The organism is Mesorhizobium japonicum MAFF 303099, from assembly GCF_000009625.1.
GTDB classification, from domain to species: Bacteria; Pseudomonadota; Alphaproteobacteria; order Rhizobiales; family Rhizobiaceae; genus Mesorhizobium; species Mesorhizobium japonicum.
Genome location: NC_002678.2, coordinates 3593335 through 3612119, shown reverse-complemented (window position 1 = coordinate 3612119; position 18785 = coordinate 3593335). Strand labels below are relative to the sequence as shown.

Here is an 18785-nt window from a genome sequence, read left to right as displayed (position 1 = left end):
GCACCGCCCCTCCCTTCGTCATCCTAGGGCGTAGCAGCCGCGCAGCGGCGTCGCGGAGACCCCTGGAGCTGCCCCGCAGCCCAAGGGATCCCTGCCGCGACCGTGCCGACGGGTGCGGCGGAGCAGAATTCTGGACCGTGGCGACGCTTTGGAGTCCCGGCATGGATCCTAGGGTCTGCGCCGCGTCGCTTCGCTCCTTGCTACGCCCTAGGATGACGAGGCCGGAGGCGCTCACCCCCCTGCGGAGCAGCGCACAACTCCTGCGGATTCCAGAACACTCCGCAACGTCACCCCGCCCTATCATCGCCGCCTCAGGCAGAGGCGTCCCGGCGGTCGCAGCCGCCCCTCGCGTAGGCGATTCGCCGGGACGAGTCTGATTCCGTGCATGTCCCAAAGCGCTTTTGGGCGGCCTGCACCAACAAAAGAGGGAACGACGATGAAATTCATGCTGACCGACCGCAAACTGCACCCGCGGGCCAAGCCCGTCGCCGAGGATTTCAAAACCGGCGCCATCAGCCGCCGCGAATATCTGGCGCTGATGGCCGGCCTCGGCGTCAGCGCCGCCGGCGCGTTTGCGCTCGGCGGCCTCGCCCCGACCCCGGCCCGCGCGGCCGAGCCGAAGAAGGGCGGCACCTTGCGCGTCGCCATGAACGTCAAGGGTTTCAAGGACCCACGCACCTTCGACGGCGTCGAAATGTCCAACGTCGCCCGCCACTGCAACGAATATCTGGTGCGCTGGAACACCGATTTTTCCTTCGAGCCCTGGCTGCTGGAAAAATGGGAGATGAGCGATGACGCCAAGACGCTGACGCTGCATGTGCGCAAAGGCGTCACCTGGTCGAACGGCGACGCCTTCAACGCCGACGATGTCGTCCACAACCTCACCCGCTGGTGCGAGGCCGGCGTGGCCGGCAATTCGGTCGCCGCGCGCATGGGCGCGCTGGTCAATGCCGACACCAAGAAGGCGGTCGATGGCGGCATCGAGAAGGTCGACGACTACACGATCAAGCTCAACCTGCCGAAGCCCGACATTTCGCTGATCGCCGGCATGGCCGACTATCCCGCGCTGATCATGCACCGCTCCTATGCCGGCGACGGCGACCCCATGAAGGCGCTGGCCATCACCACCGGCCCCTGCGAACTGGTGAAATGGGACGCCGAGACGGGCGCGCAGGTGAAGCGCAAGGACAAGCCCTGGTGGAAGGGCGAATTCCATCTGGATGGCATCCAGTGGATCGACTACGGCTCCGACCCCAACGCCATGCTGTCGGCCTTCGAATCCGGCGAGATCGACACTGACCACGAAACCGCCTCCGACGCCGTCTCGCAGACCGACAAGATGGGGCTTAAAAATTCCGAGATCGCCACCGGCTCGACCATCGTCGCCCGCTTCAACATCGGCAATGCGCCCTATGACGACGTCAAGGTCCGCCGTGCCGCCCAGCTCGCCGTCGACAATGCCGCCGTGCTCGCGCTCGGCCTCGGAGGCCGCGGCAAGCCCGCCGACAACCACCATGTCGGCCCCATGCACCCCGAATATGCCGATATCGGCCCAGCCAAGCGCGACGTGGAGGAAGCCAAGAACCTGCTCGCCGCCTCCGCCAAGCCGGACCATGAATATGAGCTGATCTCGGTCGACGTCGAATGGCAGAAGAGCACCGGCGACGCGATATCAGCGCAGATGCGCGAGGCCGGCCTCAAGATCAAGCGCACCGTGCTGCCCGCCGCCACCTTCTGGAACGACTGGAGCAAATATCCCTTCTCCTGCACCGAATGGCTCGGCCGCTCGCTCGGCGTCCAGGTGCTGGCGCTGGCGTATAAATCGGGCGCCGCCTGGAACGAAAGCGCCTATGCCAGCAAGGAGTTCGACGACCTGCTCGACAAGGCGCTGGCGACGCCCGACGCCAAGGCGCGCAAGGAGATCATGGCCGGCATCGAGAAGAATTTGCGCGACAGCGGCATCATCATCCAACCCTACTGGCGCTCGGTGTATCGGACCTACCGCAAGGGCGTCGAGGGCTGCGAACAGCACCAGGCACTGGAGCAGCACTTTGAGAAGGTTTGGATCGAAAGCTGAGGCGCGGCGCTTCTTACCTTCTCCCCTTGTGGGGTGAGGGGCGGTCCGCGTCAGCGGACGGAAAGCCAACTGCTTGGCTTTCCGAGCCTCGAACGCCCTGAGCCTGCGAAGGGCCGGGGGCGCGGGCGCGCCGATCCACCTTCCCCCACAAGGGGGGAAGGAAAGGCGCGCACCCCCTCACCGCCCCTCCCTCACCAGCGTCCAGATCCACCCGATAAACGTCAGCACCAGGAACGGATAGCCGGCCGCCGGCAGCGGCGCCGAGGTCGGCAGCAAGGGCGCGCCCCACAGGATCATGCCGGCCGAGACGACAAACAGCACGGCGGCCACGAGCGCGGTAAGCCGCATCCACAGCGCGAACGTGTTCCGCGCGCTGACCATGACCAACCCCGCCGCCCACAGCGAAATGCCGCCGACATAGGAAGGCACGCTGGCCTCCAACCCCGCCGCATTGCCGGCCAGCAGCAGGCTCTCGCCGGCCAGGAAGGTCAGGAAGCCCGCCGCGACGCAGTCGTTGCCCAGCCGCTGGTATTTCATGGTGAGCAGCGCAGTGGCGACGACGAGCGCCACGCCGTCGATCGTCCAGAGCGTTTCGCGCAGCGGCGCGCTGGCGACGAAGGTGCCGGCGAGCCCGAAGGCGCCGCCGATGGCGAGGCCGAGAGAGGCGACGGTGTCCGAGGTGGTGCGCATGTGGTGGGTCCCCAAGCTGGGGGGAGCATACGCCGGTGTTGGGAGACCTGAAAGACTTTCGTTTGTGCCGATCTTGATCAGATCAAGATTGCTAAGCTTAGAGGGACGTACATGGCAAAAGTATCTGTTGATTCTCTCGTTGTTTTGGCGGTCTTATCCCAGCTTGGGGGAATCGATGACCCAATGGCTAGACATCAAATCAGACAAACACGCTGCCGAGACGGTGGCAGAGTTTCTTGCTGCTACAAAGACGGTTGAAGGAACCAATGGCTGGTCTTGCGACCCCCATACCGGAGAATGCCGTCTGAAATACCTCCTAGCAATTGATGGGATTCCTGTGAGGGCGTCACTGGACATTATGTCCTTTCCTATGAGCAGCAATAATGGTTTTACCATCACGTTGAATGTGCCTCCTTGCATTGCGAGGTTGGATTTCGATCCACCTGAGAAATTTCATGATAACCCGGTAGGGGATTTTTCAGAGTTTCATAGCAGGATTTATGGACCGCACTGCCATGCTTGGCCTGACAACGCCTGCTTTTGTGAGGCAAGTGCGCTACCCAAGGAACTTTCCTACGCTCGGCCGCTTGACCCTGCTATAATGTCTTACCAGTCAGCGCTGTTTTGGTTTTGTCAGAGTGTCAACATCATCTTTCACAACGGTGTCTTCGTTGACCGCCCATCGCGTGGACGATTGCTATGAGCAAGATTGAGGCTCTAAAAGCTCTGGTCGACCAGAATTGTTTTAAGACGTTTCTCGTTGACAACGAGATCGCCGTCGCAACCGGGTGTCTGTACCCTTCTAATGGATCTGTGACGGTTTATGTCTCAGGCGGTGTGGACCTCTGCGTCGTATCGGATAGAGGCGCGACGGCTCAGACTGTGGAAGCTCACGGTATCAAGGTCCCTGACGTTGCTCGTTGGCTTGGCCCTTTCTGTAAGCAGAACGGCTTGCGGCTTGAGGGAAACCAAATCACGTCGCCCGCGATTGACGTCGCCCATGTTCCAACATTGGTCTCACTAGTAGCCAATACCGCGTCGATTGCAGCGCGTTACGCACTGGAAAAATATTCCAACGAGGTCGGCGTAAAGCTCATAGAGTTGCTTTACGACTCTCTCATCGTGACATTTGGACGCCGTAATATCGCAAGGGAAGTGGAGGTTGCCGGCGCCAGCAATCGTATCTATCACTTCGATTTTCAGGTCGGAGTTGAACGCGATCGAATCCTGTTCGATCATGTGAACCCGCACCCTAGTTCGATAAACGCCAAGGCAGCAGCGCACATGGATGTTGGCCGTAGAGATGACGGTCCATCGCACTATTTGGTCTATGACAAGGCCGCAAAGTGGAATACCGCCGACATAGGTTTCCTACAGTCGCTGGCGCAAATGATCCCGGTGGGACGAGTTGACGATATTTTTCAGCACCGCATCCAACATTAAAAGGATGCCCGAGCACATGGGCGCCAGCCACTAACAACGCCTATGGAGGCCAACAGAAGAGTGCGCTCAAGGAAGCGCTCGTACATTCCACCGCCGCGCTGGCGGGGGGGCCCGCTGCCTCCGGCAGCTCCCCCGCTTTCGAAGCCTGTCATCGATCCACTGGATCGATGACTTGGCGCGCTCCGCGCGCCAACCGGCTCCTCAATCCCCCATCTTAAGCGCCTGGATAAACGCCTCCTGCGGGATATCGACCTTCCCGAACTGGCGCATCCGCTTCTTGCCTTCTTTCTGCTTGTCCAGCAGCTTGCGTTTGCGCGAGACGTCGCCGCCGTAGCATTTGGCGGTCACGTCCTTGCGCAGGGCGGAGATGGTTTCGCGGGCGATGACCTTGCCGCCGATGGCGGCCTGGATCGGGATCTTGAAGAGGTGGTGCGGGATCAACTCCTTCAACTTCTCGCACATCTGCCGGCCGCGCTTCTCCGCCGCCGTGCGGTGCACCAGCATGGACAGCGCGTCGACCGGTTCCTCATTGACCAGGATCGACATCTTCACCAGATCGCCCTCGCGGTAGTCGGTCAGGTGATAGTCGAACGAGGCGTAGCCCTTGGAGATCGACTTCAGCCGGTCGTAGAAGTCGAAGACGACTTCGTTGAGCGGCAGATCGTAGGTCAGCATGGCGCGTTTTCCCACATAGGACAGGTCGGCCTGGATGCCGCGCCGGTCCTGGCAAAGCTTCAGGATGCCGCCGAGATAGTCGTCGGGGGTGAGGATGGTGGCGCGGATCCATGGTTCCTCGATGGCGGAGATCTTCACCACGTCGGGCATGTCGGCCGGGTTGTGGAGTTCCTTCACCGAGCCGTCATTGAGCAGCAGCCGGTAGACGACGGACGGCGCGGTGGCGATCAGGTCGAGGTTGAACTCGCGCTCCAGCCGCTCCTGGATGATCTCCAGATGAAGCAAGCCGAGGAAGCCGCAGCGGTAGCCGAAGCCGAGCGCAGCACTGGTTTCCATCTCATAGGAGAAGGACGCGTCGTTGAGGCGCAGCTTGCCGACGGCGGCGCGCAGATCCTCGAAATCGGCGGCGTCGACCGGGAACAGGCCGCAGAACACCACCGGCTGCGCCGGCTTGAAGCCGGGCAGCGCCTGCGCGGTGGGGCGCTTGTCCTCGGTGATGGTGTCGCCGACGCGCGTGTCGGCGACTTCCTTGATCGAGCCGGTGAAGAAGCCGAACTCGCCGGGGCCGAGCTCGTCGACATTGATGCGGGCGGGCGTGAACACGCCGGTGCGCTCGACCAGGTATTTGGCGCCGGTGCCCATCATGCGGATGGTCTGGCCCTTCTTCAGCACGCCGTCGATGATGCGCACCAGCACGATGACGCCGAGATAGGCGTCGTACCAGCTGTCGACCAGCATCGCCTTCAGCGGCGCTGTCGCATCGCCCTCGCGCGGCGGCGGCAATTGGTGGACGATGGCCTCCAAGACATCCGGAATGCCAAGGCCGGTCTTGGCCGAGATCAGCACGGCGCCGGAAGCGTCGATGCCGATCACCTCCTCGACCTGCTCGCGGATGCGCTCGGGCTCGGCGGCCGGCAGGTCGACCTTGTTCAGCACCACGACGATCTCGTGGTTGTTGTCGATGGCCTGGTAGACATTGGCGAGCGTCTGCGCCTCGACGCCCTGCGAGGCGTCGACGACCAGCAGCGAGCCCTCGCAGGCGGCCAGCGAACGCGACACTTCATAGGCGAAGTCGACGTGTCCGGGCGTGTCGATGAGGTTGAGGATATAGTCCTCGCCATTGTTGGCGCGGTATTTCAGCCGCACGGTCTGCGCCTTGATGGTGATGCCGCGCTCGCGCTCGATGTCCATCGAGTCCAGCACCTGCTCCTTCATGTCGCGCAGCTCCAGCCCGCCGGTGGACTGGATCAGGCGGTCGGCGAGCGTGGATTTGCCATGGTCGATATGGGCGACGATGGAGAAATTTCTGATATGGTCGAGGGGCGTGCTCATGTCGCGCGCTTTAGCAGGGGCGGCCTGCGGCGGCAAGGCTTGCGGCGCAAGGGCGGCGCCGTCGATCACAAAGCGATGAGCGGCGCCAAAAAATCGACAATACCGGCCTGGCGGACAGAGATGCTTAAACTTTGATCGATATCCTTAGACCTTGCTTTGCCGGCACGTGGTATCTGCACGGAGACTAATGTTCGTTGGGGGTAAAGGAATGTTGAGAATTGCAGGCGGCTTCGCCCGTTCCCGCAGCGGGTCGATGATGCCGCTGTTTTTTCTCATGCTGGTGCCGATTATATCCGCGGTCGGCTTCTCGGTCGACTATACCAGCGCGATCCAGACCCGGTCCAACCAGCAGCAGGCGCTGGATGCCGCGCTGCTGTCGATCACCACCATGGACACCACCTCGACGCTGGCGCAGCGCCAGACGGCGCTGCAGGATTCCTTCATCGCCAATGGTGGCCTGGGCACCGCCACGCTGAACAGTTTTGTGGCTGGTACCACCACCACCCCCGCCACCGGTCAGGCCTCGGCAAGTTTCTCCATGCCGACCATTTTCATGAAGATCGCCAGGATCGACTCCGTGCCGATTGCCGTCGCTTCGGCGGTCAGCAAGCCGCCGGCGCTGGTCAATGCGACCTTCAAGATCGCCAAGGTGTCGGGCTGGTGGAACAAGACGATGACGCTCTATGGCACCCAATTCGGAGCGACGGCGGCCAAGCCGCTGATGTCCATCGAGTATACCTATAACGGCTTCGGGGATCCGAAGGGGTACGGCACCACGAACGTGTATACGATCACCAACAATGGTGGCGCAGACATCAAGACGCTCGTCCAGTCGCAAGTTTGCGCCACCGCCAGCGTGACCACTTTCACCGGTTTGCCCGCCGATGCGATCCTCCAGACCAGTGGGTCCAGGAAATATTCGACAACCTGCGTCAACACCATGTATCCGGCCAACGGCGCTGGCGCAGCGATCGATGTCAGCCAGATGGGTGGCCTCTCTCTGCAGATGTACGTGCCATCGGGCAACCCGCAATACCTCAAGTCGGACGATGCGAGCACCTCCAACCGACTCTATAGCGGGGTGGACGCGAACTCCCTGGTCGAGACCGCGACCGGGACGAAGGTCGACATCTTCGGCATCGTGCCTTGTGGCGTCACCAGCTATCAAGCCTGGGAAGACGGCGGCACAACGGTGCCGACTCCGTCCTCAAATGCCGACTTTTTCTACAGCGTCACCGGCAAATGCGACTACAACAAGCGGCCCTCAGACACAGCGCTGACGCAGTAGGGATACTGCTGATCCTTGGCGGTGATGGCGCGCCCTCAATGCGCACTCAATCTTGATTGGGCACGGTATTGGCGGTCCGGGTCGGCGTGGCCTAGCGTGGGGCACGTCAACTCCTGGAGAAAAAGCCGATGCCTGATTCCGTGCTGCGTGTGTCCATCTTGCGCTGCGATGCCACGAAGTTCGCACTGTTGCGGGAGATGATGCTGGAGGCCGAGGCAGATCTTCGGCCCGGCATCGAGGCCATGCCAGGGCTGCTCACCTTCTACGCCGGCGCCGACGAGGCGACACTGTCGTTGATCAACACCAGTGTCTGGGACACGCTGGAGCACGCCAGGCAGCTCGACACCTTCCAGCCCATGCTGGACGCGGGAAAGCGATTTGTCGCCGAGGGCGCAAGGTTTGAGCGGCCGATCATGCACTATACCTCGCTGTGGCGGTTTGGCCCGCGCGCGTAGGCCTGGCGGCCATGGCGCTTCTTCCTTCTCCCCTTGTGGGAGAAGGTGTCGCCGAACTTCAGCCTTTATCACAAACCGGTGAGCGCTGTAACGAAGCGGCAAATGGCAGCGAAGTGGGGGAATGACCGGCGCATCTGAGCGCCGTCCCACACGGAGCCAGCCGATGCCGAGAGCCTCAAAGTTCATTGCCCTGTCCAGCCTGGGGGCGCTGGCGCTCGCCGCCTCGCTCGGTGCCGCCGCCGCGCAGCCGCTCAGCGTCGTCGAGCTGTTCACCAGCCAGGGCTGCTCGTCCTGCCCGCCGGCCAATGCCAATCTCATCAAGGTCAAGGACCAGCCCGGCGTGCTGGCGCTGTCCTTCAACGTCACCTACTGGGACTATCTCGGCTGGAAGGACACTTTCGGCAGGCAGGAATTCACCCAGCGCCAGGTTTCCTACGAGCCGCCGCTCGGCCATGACGGGCCGTTCACGCCGCAAGTCGTGGTCAACGGCCATGCCGATGTCGTCGGCGCCGCACCCGGCGAGATCGAGCAGCTGATTTCGGCAACCGGCAAGACCGGCGGCCCCTCGCTGTCGCTCGAGGGCGGCAAGGTCGCGATCGGCGCAGGTGCTGCACCGGGCGGCAAGGCCGATGTCTGGCTGGTGCGCTATGCCAAGGGCGTCGTGCAGGTGCCGGTGGCGCGCGGCGAAAACACCGGCCGCACGCTGCCGCACGCCAATGTCGTGCACGCGCTGGAAAAACTCGGCAGCTGGACCGGCGACGCCACTTCCTATGCGCTGCCCGCCGCCGCGAGCGGCTTGAGCACCGCCGTGCTGGTGCAATCGCCGGGCGGCGGACCGATCCTGGCCGCCGCCACCAACTGATTTTTCTTTCTCTTCGCGCGGGGCCGCATGCAGCGGCAACGCATCACCCGGCCCGCTTGCGCGCGCCAAACCCAAGGAGACTCCTAGTGACCAAGTACCTGACCCTGCCGGCGCTCGCCTTCGCGCTTTCGGCCGCCGTTTTCGTCGCCGGCGCCCGTGCCGACGACGCGACCAACGCGATGAAGCCGGCCAATGCGATGGCCACCGACGCCATGAAGCCGGCGACGGATGCGATGAAGCCGGCGGATGCCATGAAGCCCGCGACCGACGCGATGAAGCCCGCCGACCCGATGGCCACCAATGCGATGAAGCCTGCAACGGACGCGATGAAACCTGCCGCTGACGCCATGAAACCTGCGGCGGATGCCATGAAGCCGGCCACCGACGCGATGAAGCCAGCGACGGATGCGATGAAGCCGGCGCAGTAAGCCAGGCTGCACGGCCCCTCACCCAGCCTCCGCTTCGCTCGGCCGACCGTTCTGGGGCGAGCCGCTTGTCTCGCCCGTCCTTCGCACCTCCCGCTGGGAGAGGAGATCGTCAGGCCGGCGCCAACTTTTCTTCTCCCCCTCGGGGGAGAAGGTGGCCCGGAGGGCCGGATGAGGGGGAGCCGCCGCACGGCAAATTGAGAAGCTCTTGGCGGCTTGCGTCGTATATATTGGAACAACAACAGGAGATCAGAACATGACCGGTATCGAAAAGACACGGCCGTTCTTTACCCGCGGCGCGCTGGCCGTGCTCGGTTTCGCGGCGGTGGCGGCGGCCGCATTCTGGCAGACCCCGGCGCGCTCGGCCGAGGACGCGGTGGTGATCCCGCCGCCGGCAATGGACGAGAAGGCGGCCCCGGGCAGCGAGACGGCGATCTTCGCCGGCGGCTGCTTCTGGGGCGTGCAGGGCGTGTTCCAGCACGTCAAGGGCGTCAGCAAGGCCGTCTCCGGCTATACTGGCGGCGCCAAGGATGACGCCGTCTACGAGACTGTCGGCACCGGCCGCACCGGCCACGCCGAATCCGTCGAGATCACCTACGATCCGTCCAAGGTGACCTACGGCCAGCTGCTGCAGGTCTATTTCTCGGTCGCCCACAATCCGACGCAGCTGAATTTCCAGGGACCGGATTCCGGCACCCAGTACCGCTCGACGATCTTCGCCGAGAACGACACGCAAAAGCAGATCGCGCAGAGCTATATCGACCAGCTTGACAAGGCCAAGCTCTACCCGGCGCCGATCGTTACCACGATCGAGACCGGCAAGACCTTCTACCCGGCCGAGAACTACCACCAGGACTTTCTGACGCTGAACCCGACCTATCCCTACATCGTCTATAACGACCTGCCCAAGGTGGCGAACCTGAAGCAGCTGTTCCCGGCGCTGTACAGCGAGAAGCCGGTGCTGGTGCTGTCGGCGAGCAATTGATCCATACCACCCAATGGCTTGCAGCGTTTTCGGGCACAGCATGGAACCAGGGGAAATGCGCGGGGAGCCAAAGCTCCCCGCGCTGCTGGAACCAACCGGCATTCCACCCGCCCCAGCCGGAATATGGACTGATGCCGATTGGCTCTTGATCCGGTGTGGGTGGGCTCGGGATCGTCACGGTCCGCAGATGAAGCAATTCGAGGAAAGAGCGTGGCCGTCATGCCGGCACGCTCCGCTCAGTCGCCCATCTTCATCGCGTCGCACGACACGTCGGGGTTCATGTCGGCGAAGGTGCCTGTCGGGTTTTTCTTCCAGGCCCAGACATGCAGCTCATAGAAGGGCCCCAGGCCATACCGGTTGGGCGCGCTGTTGAAGTTGAACAGCTGTCCCTCCAGCGAAGCCGGCCCTTTCGAGGTGATATACTCGACCGCCACCAGCTTTCGCGTACCGTCCGCCATCGGCTCGTACATGACGGCTTCCGGCTTCGCGAGATCGACCGCATCGTCCTTCAGATAGGCAGCGTTGACATAGTGAATGCCCATGGCGCCGCCGGTGAGTCCACTGGCGCAAGGGATGGGTGCATAGCCTTCGGCAGTGGCCGTCGCCACATTCTCGAAACGGCTGTCGGCTGCCCGCACCTTCTCATCCAGCCTGCCCGCGTCATTGGCATTCGCCGCCGATGCCGCGATCGACAGGATCGACAGGTTGATGAGGTGCCTGGTCCACAGATGAATGTTCATTTTCTCTCCTGGTTTGTTGATTGCGCGCGGGGACAGCCGCCCCGCCGCGAAGTCGGGCCTGGGCTGGGCGCATCATCTGTCTGACCGGGTGAAGTCCCAGTATTGCGGCAGCTCCACGAGCTCCGGCAAGCCGATGTCGCGTCTCAGATAATCGTCCTGCGGTGGCAATCTGCGCCTGCTCGAGCGCAATGGTGCGAACAGCAAGGCGGCAAGCCCCCGGAAAAGCCGGCCCAGTAACGGGCCTCGTGCGACTGGTCTCGAAGCCGCCAACACCTCGCCGGACGAGTGGTCAGGCAAGCCGCCATCGCCGCGAAGGGCAGTTGGATGCGCATTGCCGCGATCAACGGTAAAAGTAAGGGTCAAGAACCCGCACCTCCGTGATCTTGTCGACCGGGAGCGCGTTTTTCTGGGCAGTGCTGCGGATCGCTTCCGGCGAGGGCGCATCATAAATGCAGAAGCTCTGCTTCTTGTCCGGCGAGACGAAGGACTGCACCCAGGTCACGCCCTTCTCGGCGTTGCGCATGATGACGCCGCCAAGCGCTTCGGCGCCGACATCGTTCATCGGCACGCTGAGGCCATCGGGAAATGTGCGTTCAACCACATAGCGAGGCATATTGGTTTTCCCTTTTCCACGGTTTTCACGCTCGATTTGAGCGCGCCTGGACATTGACCACGCTCGCCATGGACGCGCATCGGAGCCTTTCCCTATGTTTTGTGGGAAGATTCCCTATAGTGGCGACGTTATGTGTGAGGTCGCACCGAAATGTGTGGAGGGTCACATTGTCGGTCATGGTCCTCGACGTTTCTGGCGGGCGTCGAGGGAACCGCCGAAAACACAATCCTTTCTGGGCGTATGATGATGCTTCTGGAACGGCAGACACAGCTGGCGCAGCTGGATGAGCTTCTCGCAGAGGCCGCGAATGGACGCGGCCGCGTGGTGGCGCTATCGGGCGAGGCAGGCGCCGGCAAGTCGGCGCTTGTCGAGGCTTTCGTCGGCGGAGTTGCCGATGGCACGCGCATCTTCCGCAGCGCCTGCGAGGATTTGTCGATCCCCGATCCGCTTGGCCCGCTCTACGATCTTGCCCGCGAGGCGCAATGGGCCATGCCGCAGGCGATCGACGCGCGGCAGGGGCAGAGGGTGCCGCTGTTTTCCGACGCGCTGGGAGTCTTCGAGGCAAGGACCCAGCCAACGCTCCTGGTAATCGAGGACCTGCACTGGGCCGACGACGCGACACTGGATTTCGTTCGCTTCCTCGGGCGCCGCATCGCCAACACCCACATCCTGCTCGCTCTGACGGCGCGCACCGACCGCAGCGAAGGGCAGATGCGCGTGCGCCGCGCGCTCGGCGAAATTCCCGCCGGCAACGTCGTGCGCATCGATGTGCCGCTGCTGAGCGAGGCGGCGGTGCTTTTGCTTGCCAATGCCGCCGGCCGTGATGGCGATGCCATCTACCGCGCGACGGCGGGCAATGCTTTCTTCGTCACCGAGCTTTTGTGCGCGGACAATGAGATGACGCCACCTGCCAGCGTGCGCGACGCCGTCGTCGCACGGGCCGAACGGCTGTCGGCCGGCGCCCGCTCGATGCTCGATGCAGTTTCGGTCTTTCCCAGACGCGCCGACGCGTGGGCCTTGCAGGGCCTGTGCGGCGTCGCAGCTGCCGGCCAGCTCGCGGAATGTGTGTCGAACGGCCTGCTCGACGATCTCGGCGACGGCTACGCCTTCCGACATGAGATCGCGCGCCGCGCCATCGAGATGATGCTGACGACGAGTTCCAGGAGATTGTTCAATCAGCGTGCGCTGTCGGCGCTGCTCGAGAATGGCGGTGTCGCCACTGCGCGCCTCGTCCACCATGCGGTCGAGGCGCACAATCTGCAGGCGGTGCGTGAGTTCGCACCGATTGCGGCGCGGGAGGCCTCGCGCGTCGGCGCCCATCGCGACGCCGCCGGCTACTACGAGGTTGCCCTGCGGCAGGCAGACACCTTGCCTCAAGATGAGCGCGCCGGCCTTTACGAGCACTATGCGTTCGAGTGCCATTTGATCGCTCGCATAGACGAAGCCATCAAGGCACAGGAACGGGCACGTGAGTTGCAACAGGCGCTTGGCAACAGGCTGAAGGAAGGCGACAGCCTCAGATGGCTGTCGCGCTTCGCCTATCTTCTGGGGGACCGACGGGCAGCAGACATGTTCGGCGCCCAGGCGGTCGCATTGCTGGAAACCGTTCCGGCCAGCGCCGAACTCGCCATGGCCTATTCGAATCTTTCGCAGCTTGCGATGCTGGCTGAAAGGCTGGACGAGACTTTGTCGCTCGGCGCCAGGGCGATCGAACTCGCCGAACGGTTGAACAGGCCGGAAGTCGTTTGCCATGCTCTCAACAATGTCGGCGCCGCCGAGCAGTGGCTGGACCTCGGCAGCAGCAGGCTGCATCTTGCCCGCAGCCTCGAGATCGCGCTCGAACAGAATTTTCAGGAACATGCCGCGCGCGCCTTCACCAACTGCGCTTGTGGCGAGATGAACCAGTTGGGCTACAGCCAGGCCCAATCCTTCCTTGATCGCGGCATCGACTATTGCGTCGAGAACGATCTGGCGACCTGGCGCGATTACATGCGTGGCGTGCGGGCCCAGTTGTTGGTGCGCAACGGACTCTGGGATGACGCGGCTGCCGAGGCGCTGGATGTGATTGCCAACGACCGGGCGACGGCGCTGGTGCGCTATCCCGCCCTCGTAGCGCTGTCGCGGCTGAGGGTCCGCCGCGGCGACCCCTCGGCAGAGCCGCTCCTGGCGGAGATGAAGCGGTTTCTGGAGAAGGGCGCCGAACTGCAGCGGCTGTTACCTTACGCGGCTGTGATGGCCGAACTGGCCTGGCTTGGGGAGGCGGACAAGGACGAGGCGCTGCGGCTGATCGACCTTGCCGAGGGCATGTCGCCGACCCGGGCGGTCTTCGCCGAACTGGCAAGCTGGCGGCAGATGCTGGCACCCGATGCAGATCCGGGCGACACATCCGCCATGGCCGCGCCCTACCGGATGCTCCTGGCCGGCGACTGGCGGGCGGCGGCCGCGGCGTGGGCCGAACTCGACGCGCCTTACGAACGCGCCCTGGCGCTCGCGCAGGGCGATGAGGCGGCACAGCGGGCGGCGCTGGAGGTCCTTGAGCAGCTCGGCGCCCGGCCGGTCGCGAGCCATGTGCGCGACATCATGCGTCGAAACGGCGTCATCCGCATCGCGCGTGGACCACGCCGCACCACGCGCGCCAACAGCGCCGGCCTGACCCAGCGCCAGATGGAAGTGCTGCAGCTGATCGAGCGGGGTCTCTCCAACAAGCGCATAGCCGAGCATCTCGCCATTTCGCCCAAGACGGTCGATCACCACGTCTCGGCGGTGCTGGGCAAACTGGATGCCGTCTCACGCGGCGAGGCCTCCGCTGCCGCGCGCGCCAGCGGGCTGATCTGAAGCCAAAGGGCGAGTTCGAACCGCTCCGGCTCAATCATACGTCAGATCCGTCGCCTTACCGCCGAACACGCGATAGGCATAGAAGGAATAGAAGATGATGATCGGCAGCACCACAACAGTGCCGACCAGGATGATGGCCAGGCTTTCGGTCGCTGACGCCGCCTGCCAGATCGTCAATTTATCGGGCACGACGAACGGGTAGAATGACCAGGCGAGGCCGGCGAAGCCGAGCGCGAAGATGGCGGCCAGCGTCAGGAACGGCGTCAGCGCATGGCGGTCGTCGGGCCTCGGCAGATGGAAGGTCTGCCGCCACAGCCACAGGAACAACAGCGCCGACAGGATCGGCAGCGGCGAAAGATAGAGCATCTGCGGCCAGACGAACCATTTGTCGAAGATGCGCGGGCTGGCGAAAGGTGTCGCCAGCGACACCGCCGCCATGCCGAGCGCCGTCAGCACCAGCGCGGTGCGCAGCCAGCGCACCGCCTTCTTCTGCAGCTCGCCCTCGGTCTTGTAGATCACCCAGGCGGCGCCCATCGCCGCATAGGCGGCGGCCAGGCAGAACGCCACCAGAACGCCGAAGGCCTTGCCGCCCAGGCCGACATCGAGGCCAAGCACATAGACGCCCAGCATATAGCCCTGCGCCAGCGAGGCGATGACGGAACCCAGGAAGAAAATGCGGTTCCAGCGATGCTTTTTGCCGCTCGGCACCTTGGCGCGAAAATCGAAGGCGACGCCGCGCAGGATCAGCCCGACCAAAAGCACGAAGACGGGAATGTACAGCGCGCTGAGGATGACGCCATGCGCCATCGGGAACGCCACCAGCAGCAGGCCGACGGCCAGCACCAGCCAGGTCTCGTTGGCGTCCCAGAACGGACCGATCGCCGCGATCATCGTGTCCTGTTCGCTGTCCTCGGCCAAGGCGAACAGGATGCCGATGCCGAGATCGAAGCCGTCGAGAATGACATAGATCAGGATGGCCAGGCCCATCAGGCCGGCGAAGATCAGCGGCAGAGCGGTTGGCCAGTCGAAGGTCATTTTTCTTCTCCTACTCGCCCGCGGCCGGCTGCGACATGGCTGCTTTCATCACTCCCGGCAGCGGCGATGAATCGCCGTCCTTCGCCGCTTTCAGCGCCAGATGCACCAGCACGCCGAGATAGGCGATCAGCAACAGCACGTAGAGGATGAGATAGACGGCCAGCGTCAGCGCGACATGGCTGCCGGCCACCGGGCCGACGGCATCGGCGGTTTTCAGCACGCCGGTGACCAGCCAGGGCTGGCGGCCTATCTCGGTCGTGTACCAGCCGGCCAGCGTCGCCAGCCAGCCCGACAGCGCCATCGGCACCATCAGCATGGCGAGCGGCTTGGGCAGGCTGTGCCGGCGCTTGAGGAAGAAGGCGGCCGACCAGGAGACGGCAAGCATCAAAAGGCCGGTGCCGACCATGATGCGAAAACCCCAGAACACCGGGAAGACCGGCGGATGGTTGCCGGGAAAGGCGTCCAGCCCCGGCACGACGCCGCTGGTCGAGTGCCGCAGCACCAGGCTGGCGCCGTCGGGAATGGTGATCTCGAACCGGTTTTCCCTGGCCGCCTCGTCGGGCAGCGCGAACAGCACCAGCGGCACGTTGGGGCCGGTGTTCCAGTTGGCCTCCATGGCGGCGATCTTCTGCGGCTGGTGCTCCAGCGTGTTCAGCCCATGCTGGTCGCCGGCAAAGATCTGGATCGGGATCAGGATCGCGGCGGTGAAGACGCCGGTGCGCAGCGCCTTCCGCATCGATTCCGAGCGGTCGCCGTTAAGGTAACGCAGCGCCGACAGGCCCGATATCAGGAACGAGACCGTGAGACCCGACGCAAGCAGCATGTGGACGAGGCGGTAAGGCATGGACGGGTTGAAGACGATGGCCCACCAGTCGACGGCATGCGCCTTGCCGTCAATCATCTCGAAGCCGGCCGGCGTCTGCATCCAGGAATTCAGCGCGATGATCCAGAAGGCGGACAAGGTTGTGCCGCCGGCGACCAGCACAGTCGCCAGCGTGTGGACGCGGTTGGAGACGCGGCGGAAGCCGAACAGCATGATGCCGAGGAAGGCCGCCTCAAGGAAGAAGGCGGTCAGCACTTCATAGGCCAGCAGCGGCCCGGCGATGTTGCCGACCGTTTCCATATAGCGCGGCCAGTTGGTGCCGAACTGGAAGCTCATGGTGACGCCGGAGACCACGCCCATGGCGAAGGACAGCGCGAACACCTTCACCCAGGTGAAATAGGCACGCATCCAGGCGGAATCGTTGGTCGCGTTGTAGCGCAGCTTGAAGAACAGCAGCACCCAGCCAAGTGCAATGGTGATCGTCGGAAACAGAATATGAAACGAAATATTCGCGCCGAACTGGATGCGCGACAGTATGAGCGGGTCCATGGCGGGCTCCGGCTGCTGGAAGTACTGGCGAAGGATAGGCCCGAAGCCGGTTCAGGTCAAAGCGGCGTCCTGCCGCGAGGCTGAACGCCACAGGACAATTTTACCGATTCATGCGCCACATCTCCGGCCATTCCCACACACTGGCTGTCCAGAACTGGCAGCAGCGCCATTGACTTGCGGTTGCACGCGACGACATTCGGCCTATATCAGGGGACCTCTTTCAGGCAGCCGTTTTCCAGCCATGCCCTCCATTTTGTCCATTTCCGGGGTCTCCAAGACCTACGCCACCGGCTTCACCGCGCTCAAGGAAGTCAATCTCGACATCCAGCGCGGCGAGATTTTCGCGCTGCTCGGGCCGAACGGCGCCGGCAAGACGACGCTGATCTCGATCGTCTGCGGCATCGTCAACCGCTCGACCGGCACCGTCACCGTGGACGGCCACGACATCGGCAAGGATTACCGCGCCGCGCGCAGCCTGATCGGCCTGGTGCCGCAGGAACTGACCATCGACGCTTTCGAGAGCGTCTGGGCGACGGTCAACTACAGCCGCGGCCTGTTCGGCAAGCCGCCTAATCACGGTTTCGTCGAGAAGGTGCTGCGCGATCTGTCGCTGTGGGACAAGAAGGACGCCAAGGCGATCACGCTGTCGGGCGGCATGAAGCGCAGGCTGATGATCGCCAAGGCGCTGTCGCATGAGCCGCGCATCCTGTTCCTCGACGAGCCGACCGCCGGCGTCGATGTCGAGCTGCGCCAGGACATGTGGGAGATGGTGCGCCGGCTGCGCGAGGATGGCGTCACCATCATCCTCACCACCCACTATATCGAGGAGGCGGAAGCGATGGCCGACCGCGTCGGCGTCATCAACCGCGGCGAGATCATCCTGGTCGAGAACAAGGCCGAGCTGATGCACAAGCTCGGCCGCAAGCGGCTGGTGCTGGAGCTGCGCAATCCGCTGACGGCGATTCCGGAAACCATCTCGCGCTACGCGTTGGAGCTGTCGCCGGATGGCGGGCAATTGACCTACACCTATGACAACCAGGCCGAGCGGCCGGGCGTCGCCTCGCTGATCCGCGATCTCGAGGCAGCCGGCATCCAGTTCCGCGACATCGACACGCAAAACAGCTCGCTCGAGGAGATCTTCGTCAATCTGGTGAGGAGAGAGCCATGAACCTGCGCGCAGTCTGGGCGATCTACCGGGTCGAGATGGCGCGTGCCTTCCGCACCGTGCTGCAGAGCATCATCTCGCCGGTCATCTCGACATCGCTGTACTTCGTCGTCTTCGGCTCGGCCATCGGCTCGCGCATCACCGAGATCGACGGCATCAGCTATGGCGCTTTCATCGTGCCGGGGCTGATCATGCTGTCGCTGCTGACGCAATCGATCTCCAACGCCTCCTTCGCCATCTATTTCCCGAAATTCGTCGGCTCGATCTATGAGCTTTTGTCGGCGCCGGTCTCCTATCTGGAGATCGTCATCGCCTATGTCGGCGGCGCGGCGACCAAGTCGATCATCCTCGGCCTGATCATCCTGGCCACCGCCTCGCTGTTCGTGCCGCTCCGCATCGAACATCCGTTCTGGATGATCGCCTTCCTGGTGCTGACGGCGGTGACCTTCAGCCTGTTCGGCTTCATCATCGGCATCTGGGCCAGAAGTTTCGAGCAGCTGCAGCTGGTGCCGCTGCTGATCGTCACGCCGCTCACCTTCCTTGGCGGCAGCTTCTATTCGATCCATATGCTGCCGGGCATCTGGAAGACGATCACGCTGTTCAACCCGGTCGTGTATCTGATCAGCGGCTTCCGCTGGAGCTTTTACGGCAAGGCCGACGTCTCGGTCGGCATCAGCCTCGGCATGACGCTGGTCTTCCTGGCCGTCTGCATCGCCATCGTCGCCTGGATCTTCAGGACCGGGTACCGGCTGCGGAACTGATGCGGGGTCCTAAAGTCGTCGCCCTAAGGCAA

17 protein-coding genes are annotated in these 18785 nt (G+C 63.4%); 11 read left to right on the top strand and 6 right to left on the bottom strand.

The window, feature by feature from the left end; all coding sequences use genetic code 11:
- Window positions 1-436 precede the first annotated feature (436 nt).
- Window positions 437-2077, top strand: coding sequence for an ABC transporter substrate-binding protein (locus MAFF_RS18715; protein ID WP_044548535.1), 1641 nt, complete (start codon window positions 437-439; stop codon window positions 2075-2077).
- 177 nt (window positions 2078-2254) lie between these two features.
- Here the strand turns inward: MAFF_RS18715 and MAFF_RS39775 are convergent, their stop codons facing one another.
- Complete coding sequence (locus MAFF_RS39775; protein WP_010912512.1) at window positions 2255-2767, bottom strand: hypothetical protein; 513 nt, start codon at window positions 2765-2767, stop codon at window positions 2255-2257.
- A 175-nt stretch (window positions 2768-2942) separates the two neighbouring features.
- On the opposite strand from MAFF_RS39775, the gene MAFF_RS39130 reads away from it, so the two are divergent.
- Both MAFF_RS39130 and MAFF_RS18705 read left to right on the top strand, forming a co-directional pair.
- Window positions 2943-3470 carry a hypothetical protein gene (locus MAFF_RS39130; protein ID WP_157866012.1) on the top strand — a complete coding sequence of 176 codons (528 nt, stop codon included), beginning with the start codon at window positions 2943-2945 and terminating at the stop codon, window positions 3468-3470.
- Window positions 3467-4210, top strand: a complete 744-nt coding sequence (locus MAFF_RS18705; RefSeq protein ID WP_044548533.1) for a hypothetical protein — start codon at window positions 3467-3469, stop codon at window positions 4208-4210. Before MAFF_RS39130 ends, MAFF_RS18705 begins: the two co-directional genes overlap by 4 nt.
- Window positions 4211-4411: 201 nt before the next feature.
- Here the strand turns inward: MAFF_RS18705 and lepA are convergent, their stop codons facing one another.
- Window positions 4412-6217, bottom strand: a complete 1806-nt coding sequence (lepA, locus tag MAFF_RS18700; RefSeq protein WP_010912511.1) for a translation elongation factor 4 — start codon at window positions 6215-6217, stop codon at window positions 4412-4414.
- A 208-nt stretch (window positions 6218-6425) separates the two neighbouring features.
- Between lepA and MAFF_RS18695 the strand changes: the two genes are divergently transcribed.
- The 5 genes from MAFF_RS18695 to msrA all read left to right on the top strand — a co-directional run bounded on the left by MAFF_RS18695 (window position 6426) and on the right by msrA (window position 10232).
- Window positions 6426-7505 carry a TadE/TadG family type IV pilus assembly protein gene (locus tag MAFF_RS18695; RefSeq protein ID WP_044548531.1) on the top strand — a complete coding sequence of 360 codons (1080 nt, stop codon included), beginning with the start codon at window positions 6426-6428 and terminating at the stop codon, window positions 7503-7505.
- Between the two features lie 128 nt (window positions 7506-7633).
- A complete protein-coding gene (locus tag MAFF_RS18690; RefSeq protein ID WP_010912509.1) occupies window positions 7634-7960 on the top strand; it encodes a hypothetical protein in 327 nt (108 codons plus the stop codon).
- Between the two features lie 163 nt (window positions 7961-8123).
- Complete coding sequence (locus MAFF_RS18685; RefSeq protein ID WP_032932366.1) at window positions 8124-8822, top strand: DUF1223 domain-containing protein; 699 nt, start codon at window positions 8124-8126, stop codon at window positions 8820-8822.
- A gap of 86 nt (window positions 8823-8908) precedes the next feature.
- Window positions 8909-9250, top strand: coding sequence for a hypothetical protein (locus MAFF_RS18680; RefSeq protein ID WP_010912507.1), 342 nt, complete (start codon window positions 8909-8911; stop codon window positions 9248-9250).
- Window positions 9251-9503: 253 nt separating this feature from the next.
- A complete protein-coding gene (gene msrA, locus MAFF_RS18675; protein ID WP_080511884.1) occupies window positions 9504-10232 on the top strand; it encodes a peptide-methionine (S)-S-oxide reductase MsrA in 729 nt (242 codons plus the stop codon).
- Window positions 10233-10468: 236 nt separating this feature from the next.
- On the opposite strand, the gene MAFF_RS18670 is transcribed toward msrA, so the two are convergent.
- Window positions 10469-10972, bottom strand: a complete 504-nt coding sequence (locus MAFF_RS18670; RefSeq protein ID WP_010912505.1) for a hypothetical protein — start codon at window positions 10970-10972, stop codon at window positions 10469-10471.
- A 340-nt stretch (window positions 10973-11312) separates the two neighbouring features.
- Complete coding sequence (locus tag MAFF_RS18665) at window positions 11313-11585, bottom strand: DUF4242 domain-containing protein (protein WP_032932362.1); 273 nt, start codon at window positions 11583-11585, stop codon at window positions 11313-11315.
- A 246-nt stretch (window positions 11586-11831) separates the two neighbouring features.
- Here MAFF_RS18665 and MAFF_RS18660 point away from each other — a divergent pair, with 246 nt between their 5' ends.
- Window positions 11832-14420, top strand: a complete 2589-nt coding sequence (locus MAFF_RS18660) for an ATP-binding protein (protein WP_010912503.1) — start codon at window positions 11832-11834, stop codon at window positions 14418-14420.
- Between the two features lie 30 nt (window positions 14421-14450).
- On the opposite strand, the gene MAFF_RS18655 is transcribed toward MAFF_RS18660, so the two are convergent.
- Together MAFF_RS18655 and MAFF_RS18650 are read right to left on the bottom strand one after the other, a co-directional pair.
- Entirely contained in the window at window positions 14451-15455 is a 1005-nt protein-coding gene (locus MAFF_RS18655) for a cytochrome d ubiquinol oxidase subunit II (protein ID WP_010912502.1), read from the bottom strand.
- 10 nt (window positions 15456-15465) lie between these two features.
- Window positions 15466-16827, bottom strand: a complete 1362-nt coding sequence (locus tag MAFF_RS18650; RefSeq protein WP_010912501.1) for a cytochrome ubiquinol oxidase subunit I — start codon at window positions 16825-16827, stop codon at window positions 15466-15468.
- A 241-nt stretch (window positions 16828-17068) separates the two neighbouring features.
- Here MAFF_RS18650 and MAFF_RS18645 point away from each other — a divergent pair, with 241 nt between their 5' ends.
- Both MAFF_RS18645 and MAFF_RS18640 read left to right on the top strand, forming a co-directional pair.
- Window positions 17069-17995 carry an ABC transporter ATP-binding protein gene (locus MAFF_RS18645; protein ID WP_010912500.1) on the top strand — a complete coding sequence of 309 codons (927 nt, stop codon included), beginning with the start codon at window positions 17069-17071 and terminating at the stop codon, window positions 17993-17995.
- The gene (locus MAFF_RS18640; protein ID WP_010912499.1) at window positions 17992-18753 is read left to right on the top strand and encodes an ABC transporter permease; all 762 of its coding nucleotides are present in this window, start codon (window positions 17992-17994) and stop codon (window positions 18751-18753) included. Before MAFF_RS18645 ends, MAFF_RS18640 begins: the two co-directional genes overlap by 4 nt.
- The last annotated feature ends 32 nt before the right edge of the window (window positions 18754-18785 follow it).